Genomic DNA, 15,616 nt, shown 5'->3' with positions numbered 1-15,616 from the left:
ACGCGTCAGAAGCCGCCCTGCAGCTGGGCGAGCAGCTCGTGCTGCGCCCCTTCTTTGTTCGTGTGGTCGTCCCGTCGGTTGAAGTTGAGCTGGAACTTCGTCGTCTCCGCGAAGAAGACGTTGAAGCCGAGCGTGTAGACGTCGACCCGGTTCTCGAGCACCTCGGTGCTCGGGTCGAAGAGGTCGACGCGGATGAACGGCTGGTAGGTCTTCGGCCACCAGTCGTCGTACCGACCCTGGTTCCGGTAGCCCCGCAGGAACTGCTCACCCCAGTTGTAGAAGAACGTCGCCACGTGCGACAGGCTCGAGAGCCTCGTCTTCTGGGGATCCTCCAGCGTCGTCCCGAGCGTGACGTCGTCCTGGCCGTAGATGAACTCGTAGGTGACGCCGATCGGGTAATGGTTGTAGTAGATATCGCCGCCGTACCGGCGCTTCGCGCCCTTTCCGGACAGGGTCTTCTTCTCGTCCTTGAGGAACGTGTTCTGCCAGCCGATGTACACGCTCCCGCCCAGCGTGATCTGCCGGAGGATGGAGTTGTAGTCGGACGGCACGGTGAACGCGAGGCGGCCTATGATGTCCTTCTCGCTGTTGTCGTCGGGCGTGTTCGGGCCGCTCCCGTTGACGAGGCCCACGGCGTAGGCGAGGATGGGCGCCCGGTAGTTGTAGCCGTAGTCCACCTGCGGCAGGATGTCGCCGCGGATGATGAGGCCGAGCTCGCGCCGGTTGAGCCCGAGCCGCGTCGTGAACTGCGCGTTGGTGATGACGGGCTTGAGCTCCTCGCTCGCCGGCACCTCCAGCCCGAACGGCAAGAGCTGCTGTCCGAGGGTGATTTGCAAGACCCAGTCCTCGGGGGCGAGGGTGGGGAGCACGGAGTACGACAGCTGGGCGTCCAGCAGGTTGAGGAAGCTGTTGTTGCTCGCCTGCTGGGGCGAGGCGCCGAAGCGCAGGGAGTAGGTGAGGTTGCGCCCTTCCTCGTAGTCCTTGTAGAGGATGCCGTTGAACGAAAGGAGCGCGGCGCCCGTGTCGAACGTCACCTTGCGATCGTTCGAGGTCGCCGTGTTCACCGGCTGCTCCGACCACCCGATGCGCGTCTGGACGACGCCGCCGATGGTGAGGGAGCGCGTGGAGATGGCGGTGTGGAGATCGCGCTCGCGCTGCCACTGGAACTTGAAGTTCTCGAGGTCGGTGACGAGCCCTTGCAGGTCGTCCCGCGTGACGGCGTTGGGATCGGGCTCGACGAAGGCCTCCGCGGCCGCGTCGCCCGCGGGCGCCGAGACCGGGGACGGCACGCCCGGGGCTGCGCCGGGGGCCGCAGGGTCCGCAGCGGCGGCGCCCGGCGCGGCGGCCGCGGCGCCCGGTGTCGCGGCCGGAGCCGCACCGGCAGGCGCCGGGGCCGCGCCCGCTGGCGCTGGGGCCGCACCGGCGGGCGCAGGGGCCGCGCCCGCTGGCGCCGGGGCCGGTCGCTCCCCCTGGGCTCTGCCGGGCGGGTTCTGGGCGCTCGCCTGGGTCGCGCAAAGGGCGATGGCCGTCGCGAGGATCGTGGGGACAGCTGTTCTTGAACGGTCAAGCAGACGCATGAATGGATGATCCAAAGAGGTTCGTTGATTCGTCATCACCGCCGCGCGGGGCTGCTTCCGTCAGCCCCGCGCGGCGCATCGCCGTCAGGCCGCCTTGCTCTTCGGCAGCTTCTGCTCGACCGCGGTCCCTGCGAAGAAGCCGGGGTTCTTGCCGGCGAAGAAGTTGTAAGGATGGGTGAACACGAGATCGCGGAAGTTCGCCTCCGTGAGCGCCCCGCGCTCGACGAGGCTCCAGGTGTCGGCGAGGACCTCGGTCAGGTCCGGCACGTCCCAGTGCCCGCTGTCCGACGCCCAGAAGGCGTTGAGCTGCACGCCGAGCGGGTTGACCTTCGTGTTGAACGCGTACGCGATCGTCGGATCGTCCGCCTCCGAGCCGAAGTAGAAGTTCGGCACGTACCGATCGCGGATGTCCTCGAGCCGCTCGATGCCCGCCGCCGCGAAGTCGTCGAGCGCGGCCGGGTCTTGCGGCTGGCGGCGCGAGTTGTTCGACACGCCGAGCGCCCCCCCGAGGACGGCGTTGATGTCGCCGAGCCGCGCCTCGACCTCCTGCCCGCCGTACTGCTGGTACAGCGCGTAGAGCAGCTTCGCGTCGATCAGGTCGGGGTTGTAGTTCTGGACGGCCCGGCCGTTGCGCTTCTCCCAGTGGCCGACGAGATCGGCGAAGAGCGTCGCGCCCCACGCCGCCCCGCCTTCGAGGAAGCCGACGCGGAGATCGGGGAACCGCCGGGTCACGCCGCTGAAGAACAGCGACTTCGCGAGCGCCTCGGAGGCGGAGGCGAAGTGGCCGATGTGGTTGTACATGTAGCTCGAGACCGAGCTGCGGCTGGTCCACCCCATGCCGGCAGAGTGGGTGGTCAGCACGATCTTGAGCTCGACCGCCTTGGCCCAGAACGGGTCGTAGTTGTATTCGCTGTCCACGCCGAACGTGTCGAGCCAGTTCGCGTGCCGCGCGACGTCCGGATGGTGGCGGGACGGGTACTTCTCGGCCACCGCCCGGATCGGCCGGCGGAGGTTGCCCGGGATGAGCGCGACCTTGAGGCCGAGCTCGCGCACGGCGAACTCGAGCTCCTCGACCCCCTCCTCCGGCGTGTGCAGCGGGATCGCGGCGACCGGCGTGAGGCGGTCGGCGTACGGCCGGTACACGTCGGCGTGATACGCGTTCACCGCGCGGATGAGCACCCGGCGCAGATCCTCCTTGCCGACGTGGGTGGCGAACGTGGAGACGTTCGGGAACAGGACCGCGTAGTCCGTGCCCGACTCGCCGAGCCGCTCGTGCAGGAGCCTGGGCAGCGACACCGTGGCGAGGTCGAGCGTGTTCTTCGTCGGCAGGGCCCACCACGGCGGGCGGACCGAGCGCTGCGCGGCGCGCTGCTCGGGCGTGAGCTCGTACCACTCGTTGCTCAGGTAGCCGAAGCCCCGGTTGATCGCCTGGCGGAACTCGTCGACGTACTTCGCGCCGCCGTACTTCGCGATGTAATCCTCGAGGATCGGCGCGAACTCGATCGTGTGCAGATCGGTGTCGATGACCGGGTAATCGAGCTTGTCGCGCACCGCGCGCGAGCGGGAGGTCTTCTTGCCGTCTTTCAGCGAGAGATGAGAGGATGAGATGCTCATGACGATGTCTCCAGGGTGCGGCCGCGCCGCGCGCTCGCCTCCGGCGCGCGGCAGCCGCGATCAAGGCGCATGAGGCGGCGCGCCGAGGGGCGACCGCTCCTGTGCTGAGAACGTGAGAGGCCTTCGAGCTAGAGCGCCGCGAGCGCGGCGCTCGGACAGCGGGTGGCCGTCCATCGCTCGACGTCAGCGCCGACCCGGCGGGGCGGGACCTGCGGCGAGCGCCGGAGGGAGGAGCGCGCCTGCGCCGGCGCGCCGATGGCAGCGCTCGTCGCGGCGCGGCGCCGCACGACGGCCGGCACGCCTGGACGCGCGTTCGTCACGATCATGCCGGCGAGGATGGATGGGATCGCAGCGAGCGCGATCACGGGGTCTTTCATGGCTGTCTTCAGGTGAACACTCGCCCTGACGCGTTGCACTGCGCGGACCAAAGCCTTCGCCGGGTACAGCAGGGCGGGCCGGGCGGAAGCCGACAGGTGCGCGCCGCGCGGCGAGCGCGACCGCCCTCTCCTGAGCGCCGTCCCGGGGGAGAGATGGAGAGGGCCTGAAGAGCCCGACGCCTCCCGATGGCGAAGGAAGATCAGCGGGTCGCAGCGCGCGCCGCGCACCCAGTCAGAAGAGCGAAGCGACGTTCGTTGCTCCGCTGTCGCTTCCGTTCTGCACGCGGCGTACCAGGCTTATGTCCGCTTCGGAAGACGCGAATCCGTTATACCGGACGCCCTCGTGCTGCTGGGGCAGCAGGCGTGTGCTGCCGGGGTGCTGCTCCAGCAGCAGCCCGAGCGGGGGTGCGTCATGGCGAAGGCGAAGGCGAGGCCGGCAGGCTCGTCGCGGTCGCGAACGCGATGCCGCTCTGCAGGTCGCGGCGGGTCACGATGCCGGAGAGGTCGATGTCGAGGCTGACGATGGCCTGGGACACCTCGGGTCGGATGCCCGTCAAGACGACCTGCGCCCCGAGTAGCCGGACCGCCCGCGCGACCTGCAGGAGGGCGTTCGCCGAGGCCGTGTCGATGTGCGGCACGCCCGTGACGTCGATGATCGCCACCCGCGTCTGCCGCTCGACCACCTTGCTCAGCAGGTTCTCCATCATCTGCTGCGCCCGCGCGGTGTCCAGCGCGCCCACGAGCGGCAGCACGAGGACGCCCTGGCTGATCGGTACGATGGGCGCCGACAGCTCCAGGAGCGTCTTCGCCTGCATCCGGAGCTGGTCCTCGAGCTGCTTTCGCTTGGTGATCACCTCCGTGAACAGCATGATCCCGCCGATCTCGCCGTTCGGGGTGTACCACGGGAAGATCTTCCACATCCCCCATTCGACGTGCCCGTCGCTCCGCGGGAAGGGCTCCTCATCATTCCCTTCCGAGGCCCCTGCGAGGCAGCGCTGGTGAATCGCCTTCCAGTGCTCGGGGACGTCGGGGAAGATCTCATAATGGCTCCGGCCGACGAGCTCCTGGTCGCCCAAGCCGAGGTCCGTCCGGTAGCGGTGACTGGCCATGACGTAGCGCATGTCGCGATCGAACATGGCGAACGCTGCCGGGGTGTAGGTGACGAAGAGGCGCACATGCTCCTCGCTCCGGCGCAGCGCCTCCTGGAGGCGAGCCCGCTCCTCCTCGGCATGCTCCAGCTCCCGGATGCGCTGCCTCAGGCGCTCGTTCTCCGCAACGACATCGTTGTAATCCAAATCACAGGTCATTCAGACCCCCAGTTCTGTCCTGGACTGTATACCAAAGAAGGAGGACCGGGGGCGACCGAAGCGGCGCAGCGCCGGCGCTCAGCGCGCTTCGTGTGCGGCCTTGAGGCCGGCGATGTCCAGCTTCACCATCTTGAGCATCGCCTCGGAGACGCGGCGCGCCTTCTGGGGATCCGGGTCGGCCATCAGGTCGCCGAGGGCGGTCGGCACGATCTGCCAGCACACGCCGAACCTGTCCCTGAGCCAGCCGCACTGCTCGGCGGAGCCGCCCTCGAGCAGCGCGTTCCAATAGCGATCCACCTCGGCCTGGTCGTCACAGCTCACCACGAACGAGATGGAGTGGTTGAACGGGTCGAGCGGGCCGGCGCTGATGGCCATGAAGGGCTGACCGCACAGCGTGAACTCGACGACCTTGACCGAGCCGGCGGGGCCGCCCGGCGTGTCGCTCGGCAGCGCGGTCACGCGGTCCACCCGGGAGTCGGGGAAGATCGACGCGTAGAACCGAGCCGCCTCCTCCGCCTCCTTCGCGTACCAGAGGTGCGGCGTGATCTTCTGGACCCTGGTGCCCGCTTTGCGGTCCTCGCCGCCCGAGTCGAAGAGGACCGCGAACCCGCCCCAGATCATGCGCTTGGGGTCGAACGGCGGGTCTTCCGTCGTCTGCATGCGCGGGTCGTCCCTCATCTTCGCGCTCGCCTGGTCGCGCACCTCCTTCGAGGGCCACACGATCCAGGAGAACACGATGGTCTCGCCCGCCTCGGCCTTCACCGCGCCCTTGAAGTCGGTGATCTTGCCATCGGGGACGTCGTCGCCCCAGCACTCGACGACGCGCGTCGCACCATACTCCTGGAAGAGCTGCGCGGCCTTCGCGCAGAGCTCGCGATAAGCTGCCTTTTTGCCCGTGGGCACCGGAGTCACGAAGCCGTCGATATAGCTCATGGGCGCGATTATGCAGACCTGCCGTTTCGGGCGTCAAGCACGGCGGATCCAGACGAACGGCGGGCTCGACCATGGACGGGAATCGATCGCGCCGAGGCCGGCCGAGCGGATCGCGGCCAACGGGCCCGCGGCAGCGAGCCACGGCCCGCAGCGGGAGAAATCGAGACGCGCATTCGGAATGCACCCTGCGCGCCCCTCGGAGAGGGGCGACTCCCGATCTTCTCGTGGAGCCTTCCTGTCCTGCCGCATGGCTGCCGGGTCGCGCCGAGCTGGCGCCGACGCGGCGACGCTTCAGCTCGGCGCAGCGTCGAGACGAGCGCGATCGCCGTGAGGCGACCACGCCGAGCGCCGTCAGCGGGACGTCACGACCGACCGGGCGAGACGTCCTGCGCTTCCCGGCGCATCTCGCGCAGGAGGGCGGCGGCGACGGTGCCCGGGTGGGTGCGGTCCGGCGCGGCGCCGAACGCGGCGAGGACCTCCGCGAGCGGGCGGGGCTCCTCGCCCGCGGGCAGCCCGCCGAGGCGAGCTGCCGCGAGGAAGAAGCCCGCCGCGTAATAGGCGAGGGCGATCGCGCGCGCCACGCGGGCCCGCGCGCGGTCGTCGTCGCTCGCGGGCCGACCGAGGTACGCCTCGAGCAGGGCCTCGCGCTGCTCGGGCCGCGGATAGGCGAACACGCCGAGCTGCGCGAGATCGACGAACGGATCGCCGGCGCCCGCGGTCGTCCAGTCGACGAGGTACACGCGGTCGGCCGAGACGAGCACGTTGTTCGGGTTGAGGTCGCGGTGGCACGGGGCCGCGCGCGCGTGGGGCGCGCTCACCCGCTCGAGCTCGTCGGCGGTGCGGACGAGCTCCGCCGGGAGGCCCACGCCCGCGAGCGCGGCGCACTGCGCGTCGAGGGAGCGCAGGAAGTCGATGCGCGACGGGCCGCGCGGGAACGGCGGACCGTCGTGGAGCCGCCGCAACGTCGCCGCGACCCGCCCGAGCAGCGACGGGTCGCGCGTCGGGCGGAGCGGCGTCCCCGCGATGCGGTCCATGATCGTGACGCCCGCCCGCGCGTCCGCGTGGCGCAGCCGCGGGGCGACGCCGCGCTCGGAGGCGAGGCGCATGCACGCGGTCTCGCGCGCGAAGCGCCCCGGATCGCTCGGATCGGGCGCGCAGCGCTTCGCGACGTACGGCGCGCCGTCGACCGCGAACGCGAGCAGCGTGGCGCCGGAGAACCCGCCGGACAGCGGCGTCACGTCGGCGACCGGGCGCCCGGGGAACGCGGCGGCGAGCGCGGCGGCGAGGTCCGGGTGCAGCTCCGGGGCGCTCATGCCGCCCCCCGCGCCGCGGCGAGCCGCTTCGCGTACAGGCGGCTCCGCGCGGCGAGGTCGGCGGGCCGCGCCCAGTCCCATCCGATCGCCCGCCAGTCCGGGTCGTCGGGATCGAGCCCGAGCGAGGCGACGAACGCGCGATCGGCGACGAAGAAGTGGCGCTTGTACGTGAGGAGATAGCTGCGCGGCGCCTGCGGCAGCGCCTCGAGGTGGGCGCGCGCCTCGTCGTAGGTCGCGAACCAGTGGTGCAGCACGCCGCCATCCCGGCCGTAGAGCAAGGTCCCGAGCTCGGGCGCGCCGGGCTCTCCCGCGAGGGCGAGGCGCGCGCGTTCCCAGCTCGAGAAGCCGCACTCGCGCGCGACCACGGCGAGGCAGTGCTTGCGGCGAATGCCGGATACGGCCGCGGCGAGCGCGGCCTCGTCGGCGCGCACGAGCTCGGGCAGCGCGCGCAGGCGGGAAAGCGCCTGCGCGTCGTTCGACGCGAGCCGCTTGTGCAGCAGCTCGGCGCGGATCTTCAGCTCGCGAACGGGATCCATCATGGACGTCTCCTCTCGAATCGGCCGCTGCCCGCTCCCTCGGCCCGAGGATCTCGACGTGCTCATGACGGTGCGAGGTGACCCGCGATCGTCGCGTTGCAGGGTGAAAGGCTTCTTTCCGGCGGGGAGGGCGCCCCTGCGCACCCAGAGCGACGACGTTAGCGCTTCGCGCCCTGGCGCGCCAGGTGGAAGATATTCGCAGGATGCCGCCGCTGCTCGTGGTCCCTGGTGATTCCGGCTCGGGGCCTCGCCACTGGCAGACGGGCTGGGAGCAGAAGCTCCCTTTCGCGGCGATTGCTGACGACCCGCCTGGTCTACGCGCGGTCGAGCCTACGCGCGGCTCGCCTCGACCTCGCGCAGCCGCCCGGTGCGGACGTCGTACACAAACCCACGGACGGGGATGTCCTTTCGCACGAGCGGCGAGCTCCGGTAGATCGCGATATCGTCGCGGACCGACGCGTCCAGATCCGAGAACGGCAGGAAGGCCACGTGATCGGCATCCGCCGAGAGGGTCTGCCGCAGCTTTCGGCGGATGTCCTCGTCGGTGAACGTGAGCATCCCGCAATCGGTGTGGTGGACGATGACCACCGCCTCGGTGCCGAGGAGGGTCTGGCTGATCGCGAGGCTCCGCAGCGCCTCCACGACGCGCCCGCCCGCGTTGCGGATGACGTGCGCGTCCCCCTCTTCGAGCCCGAGCGCGCGCGCCGGGTCGAGGCGCGCGTCCATGCACGCCACGATCGCGACCTTGCGGCCTGGCGGCAGGGGCAAAGAACCCTTGGTGAACTGGGACGCGTAGGCCTCGTTGGCGCGGAGCAGCTCGTCGATGACGCTCATGGCCCCATTGTCGACGGCTGGAGGGGGCTCCTGTCAAGCAATTCATCCGCTATAACGGACGGCGCCGGGCGAGCGCTGGCGGGCAGCGCGATCCTCCGCCGGCGCAGGCGCCCCCGTCCTCCAGCCGGTCGACCGCGGCCTCGACCGCCTCCGCGTCCCTGCCGACGAGCAGGAGGCCGTCGCCCCTGACGCCGAACACCGGCGCGCGCCCCTCAACCCCAGAAATGGATGCCTTGGACAGCGCTGTGATGGCCTCGATGCCGAGCGCGCCCCGGCGTCGCGCCGCACAGCCATCGAGAAGAACCGTCCCTTTCATGTCATGGGCTCGCGCGCTCCGTGGTTGCGGCTGGTGACTCTTGGGACTCACCATGCGGCTCAGCAGGGCAGCGCAGCGCACGATTGCACCCTACTGGCAATCTTCCAACCAGCGTCCTCAATTATCGCCTGTGTGGGACATGATCGACCCGGATAGACACGATTGTCGGACGCGGCCGCCCAGGATCGTGTAGGGTGCGAATGTGGCGAATCTCGACGAGATCTCGGACCGGACTTACGAGTCTGCGGGTGCAGACTTCGCCTTCGTGATCACCCGACGGGGAAGGCTCGTCACCCGGCGAGCGCCGCGCGACATGTCCGAGGAGGGCCGCAGCCGGATCGTGGAGGCAGCGCTGAGCCTCGGGAGCCAGGGCCGGCTCGGTCATGTGGAGCTGCCGCGCGAGGACCTGGTCCCGTACGGGGGCGCGGCGCCCATCGACGTGTACTTCGGCGTGGCCGACGAGGCGATCCTCTGCGTGGTCATGCCCACGTGGGCGGACCGTCAGGGCGTGTGGCCCGCGCTCGAGCACGGCCTGCGCGCCATCGACGAGGCGGCCGCGGCGGCGTCGCGGCCGGTGCCCAAGGGGCCCCGGCGCACCCGGTCGCGCCCGCGCGCGGAGGCGGCGCCTGCCTCCGCGCGCCGCCCGGTCGCCGAGGTCCGCGAGCCGCCGCCGTCCACCCGCGCGGTCGCGGCCGTCTGCGAGCCGCCGCCGTCGCCCGCGAGGCGCGCCGCGCCGCCGTCGCCGCCCGCTGGCAAGCGCAGCGCCGTCGCGGGGCTGGTCCTCCTGGCCAACGGCGGACCGCCCCGCTCGCTGGCGCGCCCGGTGATGCTCCGCGACGCGTCCCCGCCGCCCGAGACCGCACCCGCAGCGTCGTTGCCGGAGCTCCGCATCGGCGAGGCGGCGCTCGGCCGCGAGGGCCACGCCGCCGTCGCGCGGGAGCTCGGCGGGGCGCTGTCGTCGGCGCCCGAGATCCAGGTGGGCATGGCGTCGGTGGGCCACGAGACCCTGGCGGCGATCGAGGCCGAGCTGCAGCCGCCGGCGCGCGCCGGCTCGATGCCCGAGGCGTTGCGCGTCGAGCTGGTGAGCATCAGCCGCGAGAGCCTGCTGGAGATCGCGGCCGAGGAGGCGCGCCAGGCGACCGCGGGCCCGCGGCCGTCGGTGCCGCTGGTGAGCCCCGAGCGCCTCACCCACCCCTGGGTGGAGCCGCCCGACGACGCGAGCGTCGAGCCGGAGGCCGAGATCGCCGACGCGGCGCACGCGCGGCGCGCTCGCTCGGGCTGATCATCGATCTCGTCCCGCTCCGCGTCGGAGACCTCCCGGGCGCGGCCCCGGGGCGCACGCGCCGACCGGCCTCACACGGGCCCGCTCCAGGACTCGAGCGCGCCTCTCAGATCGCGCGACGCGCGCCGCGCGGCGTCGCTCGCCCCCGTCGTGCTCGCGCCGGAGCAGCAGATCGCCCCGGGGTGCTGCTGAGGCAGCAGCGCACCAGCAGCGCTCCGGGCTCATTGCAGCTCGGCACCGCCCGCCGCGGGCGCGCGCCGGCCGGCGGTCGCCGCCCGCGGTGAGCGGACCTGCGGCACGGCAGTTGCCGTGCGGTCGCCGATCGCCGCCCGCCGCTCGCCGCCTCAGGCATCGTCGGCCGCGGCCCCTCCCCGCTCGACGCCCGCGCGCGCCCCGAGCCTGACAAGGAGCATCCCGTGACCGTGCCCCACCGACCCGGCAAGCTGCACCTCAACGCGTTCCTGATGACGATAGGACACCACGAGTCGGCGTGGCGGTTCCCGGAGAGCCACCTGACCGGCACATGGGACGTGGCGCACTACACGCACCTCGCCCGCGTGGCCGAGCGCGGGACGTTCGACTCGATCTTCTTCGGCGACGGCCCGGCGCTGCAGGGCGATATCCGGTACCGGCCCGTGGGCCGGCTCGACCCGACGGCGCTGCTGCCGGCGCTGGCCGCGGTGACCGAGCGGATCGGGCTCGTGGCGACGGCCTCGACCACGTACAACGAGCCCTACAACCTGGCCCGCCGCTTCGCCTCGATAGACCACATCAGCGCGGGCCGGGCCGGGTGGAACATCGTCACCACGGCGGGCAGCGACGCGGCCCAGAACTTCGGCCTGGACGAGGTGCCGGAGCACCGGCACCGCTACGAGCGCGCGGCCGAGTTCGTCGACGTGTGCCTCAAGCTGTGGGACAGCTGGGAAGACGACTTCCTGATCGGCGACAAGGCGACAGGGCGCTTCGCGGACGGCGACAAGATCCACCGCATCGACCACGAGGGCCGGTTCTTCCGCGTGCGCGGCCCGCTCAACGTGCCGCGCACGCCGCAAGGCCACCCGCTCCTGGTACAGGCAGGCTCCTCGGAGGACGGCAGGGAGTTCGCCGCCCAGTACGCCGAGGCGGTGTTCACGGCGCAGCAGACGCTGGCCGAGGGGCAAGCGTTCTACGCGGATCTCAAGCGGCGGGTCGCCGCGTTCGGACGGAACCCGGCCCTCGTGAAGATCCTCCCGGGGATCGTGCCGATCCTCGGCGGCACCGAGGAGGAGGCCCGGCGGCGCGAGGACGAGCTCGCGGAGCTCCAGGTGCCGGCCTACGGCCTGAAGCAGCTGTCCGGCCTGATCGGCGTCGAGCTGACCGAGGCGGACCTGGACAGGCCGCTGCCCCCCGTGGGCGACGTGAAGGGGGTGCGGGGGATGCAGAGCCGCTTCGCGCTCGTCACCGACCTCGCGCGGCGGGAGAACCTCACCGTGCGGCAGCTGCTCTCGCGCCTCGGGGGCGGCCGCGGACATCGCACGTTCACCGGCACGCCGGAGCAGGTCGCGGACACGATCGAGGAGTGGTTCACGCACGGAGCAGCGGACGGCTTCAACGTGATGCCGCCGCTGCTCCCCTCCGGCCTGGAGGCGTTCGTCGAGCACGTGGTGCCGCTCCTGCGGCGGCGCGGCCTGTTCCGCACCGAATACGAGGGCACGACGCTGCGGGACCACTACGGGCTCCCCCGGCCGGAGAACCGGTTTGCGGCGCGCCGGGCGGCCGGCGGCCTGGCCGCCGCCGCGGCGGCGGCGCGCTGAGCGCGCGCCCGGCGATCCTGTCGCGCAAACGAGGCAGGATCTCATCCACCGGCGGCCGCGCCTGTCGTCGGCGCCGTGTGGAGACTCGACGCCTCATGTCCTGCCGTGCCTGTCACGATGGCGGACCCCGGACGTGGAGCGGGGACGCCGGCGATCTTCCTGTTCCGTAGCTTCTTGACGACGAAGGCGGTCACGGCGCCGGCCGATGCCGCCTTGGCGAGGACCACTCCGAGGGACGCGAGGCACGCAGGGCACATGGGGCTCTTCTCCTCCTGTCGGCGGCGGTGCGCGCGGCGCTCCGCCGCCGACGCAGAGAGATGACACACGGCCCGCGGACCCGAGAGCAACATCGATGTCGCGAGGGCCGACGAGCCTCGGAAGAGGGCTGGAGTCCACGAAGGAGGAGGAGGACGGCGATCGGGGCGCGCCGGACCGAGGCGGAGAGTGCGCCCGCTGACACTCGCGCCGGCGACGCGCCCTGTCCGGAGGCCCTCTGGACAGAGCACCGTGCGGGCCCGTGCGTGCGTGCACGTGCGCTCCGTGCGCTCGCACCCCCCGGATTCCCCAGCAAACCCCGACATTTTCGACGACAGATCCGGTGGCCCACGCCGTGCTTGGGGCGAAGCAGACGACGCAGCGTGGCGCGCCCGTGGCGCCGCGCCCCCTGCTGGCCGAGGCGTGCCGCCCGGCGCGGTCCCCGCAGGACCGGAGCCGCGCTCGCCCCGCGCTGCCAAGGAGAGCACCGCGATGCCCACCGACGACGATCGCATGATTCCGAGCAGCATGTCCCCCCTGACCCTCCGGCAGTACGAACAGGTGTCCCGCACCCTGATCGACAGCTCCCCCCCGCAGCCGGGAGAGATCGACGTCGCGCCCCGCGGCGCCGGCAAGTACGGCGCCTGGATCCGGCAGCTCGTCACGGGCGCCGCGGGCTGGCTGAGCACGAGCCGAGCCGCCTTCTGCATCCCGCTCGTCACCTTCCTCGTGCTGCTCACCGTCCTTGTCTTCCGGCCAGGGCAGCTCGACGCGACGGTCGCGGTCGACCTCCGCCTCCCTTCGGAAGAAGCCATTCCGAAGGAGCAGCTCGCGCCCGGCGTGGAGGGGATCGACCCCGAGGACATCGTGTGGCGCTTCCGTTACGGCGCCACGGGCACCGAGTTCGGCGGCGGCGTCCCCTACTGGATCTTCCGCGTCATGCCGAAGATCTTCGACGACGAGTTCAAGGGGCGCGGCTACGATCGCTTCGGCTTCGGCGCCGACGACGCCGCCTATTACGCGTCGCGACCGGTGGGCCGGGGGCTCTTCCTCGCCGACTCCACCCTGAACATCCCGCTCTTGCGCACCCGCTTCGCGCTGAAGCGCGTCGCCATCAACTGCTCGGGCTGTCACCGCGGCGAGTACCTGAACGAGCGCGGCGAGCCGGTCTACGTCGACGGGATGCCGAACCACACCGCCGACCTGCAGGGATTCAAGCGCTTCTTCGCGCGCGCCTTCCAGGACGAGCGCGTGACCGGGGATCGGCTCATCCAGGAGATCAACGCCGCGCTCGCCGAGGAAGGGGCCGCCCCGCTGACCGCCCGCGAGCAGGCGCTCTACCGGATCCTGCTCGTCGAGCTGAAGAAGCGGGGGAGCTCCGGGGCGTTCGACTGGATGGACCTCCGGGCCGACAACGGCCCTGGGCGCATCGACCCCTTCAACGCGGTCAAGTTCGAGGTCCTCAAGGCGCCCGACGACGGCACCGCGGCCCAGATCGACTTCCCCTCGCTCTGGAACCAGCGCGCGGAGATCCGCGAGTGGCACCACGTCGACGGCAACACGATGAGCTCCAAGGCGCGCAATCGCGGCTCGGCCATCGGCGTCGGCGCCGTCCCGATGTCGCTCAACAAGCCCACCATCGACGCGATCGGGCGCTGGCTCGACCGCGACCTCCCGCCGCCGAGATACCCCTTCACGGCGCCCGCGCCCGAGCGGGTGGAGCGCGGCCTCGCGGTCTTCACCGAGCATTGCGCCTCGTGCCACGGGCTCTATGACCCGGAGAAGCGCACGATCGAAGAGGTCGAGGGCAGCTTCTACATGGAGCGCGTCGACACCGGGACCGACGCGGAGCGCTCCAAGGCGTTCCTGAAGCCGGCCGCGGACGCGCTCAACGCGTACGGCGAGCGGCGCCTGCTCTGGGAGAAGGACGCCTTCCGCCCGGTCAGGGCCGCGGGCGAGTACCTCGCCGGCCCGCTCGACGGGATCTGGGCGCGCGCCCCCTACCTCCACAACGGCTCCGTGCCCACGCTGGCCGACCTGCTCAAGCCGCCGGCGCCCCGCGGCAAGCTCGCTCCGGAGAAGGCGCGGGAGCTCCGGCCGAAGCAGTTCTACCGCGGCGACCGGCGCTTCGACGAGCGGAACGTCGGGTGGGTGTCGACCGAGCCGATGGAGGGCGAGCGCGCGCTCTTCCTCTACCGCACCGTCGACGACAACGGCGCGCCGATCCCGGGCAACGGCAACGAGGGGCACACGTACGGCACCGACCTCCCGCCGGAGGACCGCGAGGCCCTCATCGACTATCTCAAGACCCTTTGATCGAACCGGACCAGAAGGAGCAGAGTCATGATCCCCCTCTTGGAAACCGCGCTGGCCTTCGCCATGATCATGCTCACTGCGAGCCTGTTCGTGAGCGCGGTCGTGCAGGTGATCGTCAACGTCGGACGCTACCGTTCCTGCGTCCTCGTCCACATGCTGCGGTCGCTCATGCACGGCTTCCGCGCGCTCCACAAGGACCCCGACGTCGTCGATCCGGCGACCGGGCGCCCGGCGCATGGCGCGCTCGCCAGGAACGAAGCCTGTGAAATGCGCTTCGTGCACGAGGTGCTCTCCGATCCGGTCCTGCACGCGCGCAGCGCGAAGCTCGCGTACGGCTCGGACCCCGAGCGGCTCGCGGGCCTCGTCGAGTACATCGACGTCGAGGACCTGATCAGCATCGCCACCGGCGCCTCGGCGCCGGCCGACGGGGACGGGCGCGAGCTCCTCTTGCCGAGCCGCTGGGTGAGCTGCGGCCAGGGCGGCTCGAGCGCGACGAAGCGCTACGCGACGCTCGAGCAGTTCTCCACGTACGTGCGCCGCTGGTTCCCCACCCTCGAGGGCACGGCGTCGCAGACGTTCAAGCTGCGGGTGCGGCGGCTGACGCTCCTCGTCTCGATGATGGTGGTCATCCTCTTCAACTTCGACGGCTTCCAGGTGCTCGCGCGGCTCCACCAGAGCGGCGCCGCGCGCGCGCAGGTGGCCGCCCACGCGGACACGGTGGCGACCACCGCGGCGCGCCTGGGCGAGCTCCCGGCCGGCGCGCCGGCCGAGCTCCCCGACGCCACGCTCGAGGAGCTCGGGCTCGAGATGCAGAAGACGGCGACCCTCCTCGACGAGGCGAACCTCGGCGTCGGCTGGCAGCAGAGCTGGATCGTCCAGCGGTTCCGCGCGTACCGCCACGATGTCCTCGCGCCCCCGCCGACCTCGCTGGAGCTCCTCCAGGACACGCTGTTCTGGCTGGCCGGGCTCGCCTTCTCGTGCGGGTTGCTCTCCCTGGGAGCGCCCTTCTGGGTCACCACGTTCGCTCGGCTCATCCAGATGCGCAACGAGGTGCAGCACCGGAAGCGCCAGGAGAGCGCGTCCGGCGTGAAGGTCGCGAGCACCGCCCTGCCGTTCCCCGCGCGCGAGCGCGCCGTCGCCAAGCCTTCCTGACCCCCCAACGA

General features: G+C 71.5%; 12 protein-coding genes and 2 pseudogenes. 5 read left to right on the top strand and 9 right to left on the bottom strand.

Annotated elements, in window-relative coordinates:
* Nucleotides 1–5: 5 nt before the first annotated feature.
* The 8 genes and pseudogenes from NQZ70_RS09160 to NQZ70_RS09125 all read right to left on the bottom strand — a co-directional run bounded on the left by NQZ70_RS09160 (nucleotide 6) and on the right by NQZ70_RS09125 (nucleotide 7,660).
* Nucleotides 6–1,289 (bottom strand): hypothetical protein, encoded by a 1,284-nt coding sequence (locus NQZ70_RS09160; protein ID WP_129573878.1) that lies wholly within the window; start codon nucleotides 1,287–1,289, stop codon nucleotides 6–8.
* A 372-nt stretch (nucleotides 1,290–1,661) separates the two neighbouring features.
* Complete coding sequence (locus NQZ70_RS09155) at nucleotides 1,662–3,191, bottom strand: amidohydrolase family protein (RefSeq protein WP_129573877.1); 1,530 nt, start codon at nucleotides 3,189–3,191, stop codon at nucleotides 1,662–1,664.
* Between the two features lie 128 nt (nucleotides 3,192–3,319).
* Nucleotides 3,320–3,568, bottom strand: coding sequence for a hypothetical protein (locus tag NQZ70_RS09150; RefSeq protein ID WP_129573876.1), 249 nt, complete (start codon nucleotides 3,566–3,568; stop codon nucleotides 3,320–3,322).
* 410 nt (nucleotides 3,569–3,978) lie between these two features.
* Entirely contained in the window at nucleotides 3,979–4,875 is an 897-nt protein-coding gene (locus NQZ70_RS09145; protein WP_129573875.1) for an STAS domain-containing protein, read from the bottom strand.
* Between the two features lie 78 nt (nucleotides 4,876–4,953).
* Entirely contained in the window at nucleotides 4,954–5,496 is a 543-nt protein-coding gene (locus tag NQZ70_RS53305; RefSeq protein ID WP_165374633.1) for a VOC family protein, read from the bottom strand.
* Between the two features lie 21 nt (nucleotides 5,497–5,517).
* Nucleotides 5,518–5,808 (bottom strand): annotated as a pseudogene (locus NQZ70_RS53300) (DUF1428 domain-containing protein); the annotation flags it as partial.
* Nucleotides 5,809–6,170: 362 nt separating this feature from the next.
* The gene (locus NQZ70_RS09130) at nucleotides 6,171–7,121 is read right to left on the bottom strand and encodes a phosphotransferase (protein ID WP_129573873.1); all 951 of its coding nucleotides are present in this window, start codon (nucleotides 7,119–7,121) and stop codon (nucleotides 6,171–6,173) included.
* Nucleotides 7,118–7,660, bottom strand: a complete 543-nt coding sequence (locus tag NQZ70_RS09125; RefSeq protein WP_129573872.1) for a hypothetical protein — start codon at nucleotides 7,658–7,660, stop codon at nucleotides 7,118–7,120. The genes NQZ70_RS09130 and NQZ70_RS09125 overlap by 4 nt, the downstream gene beginning before the upstream one ends.
* Nucleotides 7,661–7,860: 200 nt before the next feature.
* Here NQZ70_RS09125 and NQZ70_RS09120 point away from each other — a divergent pair.
* Nucleotides 7,861–7,920: pseudogene (locus NQZ70_RS09120) on the top strand (alpha/beta hydrolase); the annotation flags it as partial.
* 67 nt (nucleotides 7,921–7,987) lie between these two features.
* Here NQZ70_RS09120 and NQZ70_RS09115 read toward each other — a convergent pair.
* On the bottom strand, nucleotides 7,988–8,491 hold the full coding sequence (locus tag NQZ70_RS09115; RefSeq protein WP_129573871.1) for a carbonic anhydrase: 504 nt from the start codon (nucleotides 8,489–8,491) through the stop codon (nucleotides 7,988–7,990).
* A gap of 518 nt (nucleotides 8,492–9,009) precedes the next feature.
* Here NQZ70_RS09115 and NQZ70_RS09110 point away from each other — a divergent pair.
* The 4 genes from NQZ70_RS09110 (at nucleotide 9,010) to NQZ70_RS09095 (ending at nucleotide 15,605) form a co-directional block, all read left to right on the top strand.
* Nucleotides 9,010–10,089 (top strand): hypothetical protein, encoded by a 1,080-nt coding sequence (locus NQZ70_RS09110; protein ID WP_129573870.1) that lies wholly within the window; start codon nucleotides 9,010–9,012, stop codon nucleotides 10,087–10,089.
* A 416-nt stretch (nucleotides 10,090–10,505) separates the two neighbouring features.
* Entirely contained in the window at nucleotides 10,506–11,882 is a 1,377-nt protein-coding gene (locus tag NQZ70_RS09105; protein ID WP_165373869.1) for an LLM class flavin-dependent oxidoreductase, read from the top strand.
* A gap of 747 nt (nucleotides 11,883–12,629) precedes the next feature.
* Entirely contained in the window at nucleotides 12,630–14,453 is a 1,824-nt protein-coding gene (locus NQZ70_RS09100; protein WP_129573869.1) for a hypothetical protein, read from the top strand.
* 27 nt (nucleotides 14,454–14,480) lie between these two features.
* Entirely contained in the window at nucleotides 14,481–15,605 is a 1,125-nt protein-coding gene (locus NQZ70_RS09095) for a hypothetical protein (RefSeq protein WP_129573868.1), read from the top strand.
* The last annotated feature ends 11 nt before the right edge of the window (nucleotides 15,606–15,616 follow it).

Source organism: Sorangium sp. So ce836 (genome assembly GCF_028553905.1).
GTDB lineage: Bacteria > Myxococcota_A > Polyangia > Polyangiales > Polyangiaceae > Sorangium > Sorangium cellulosum_D.
Note: the sequence above shows the minus strand (reverse complement) of the source record. Positions and strands in the feature narration are given on the sequence as shown.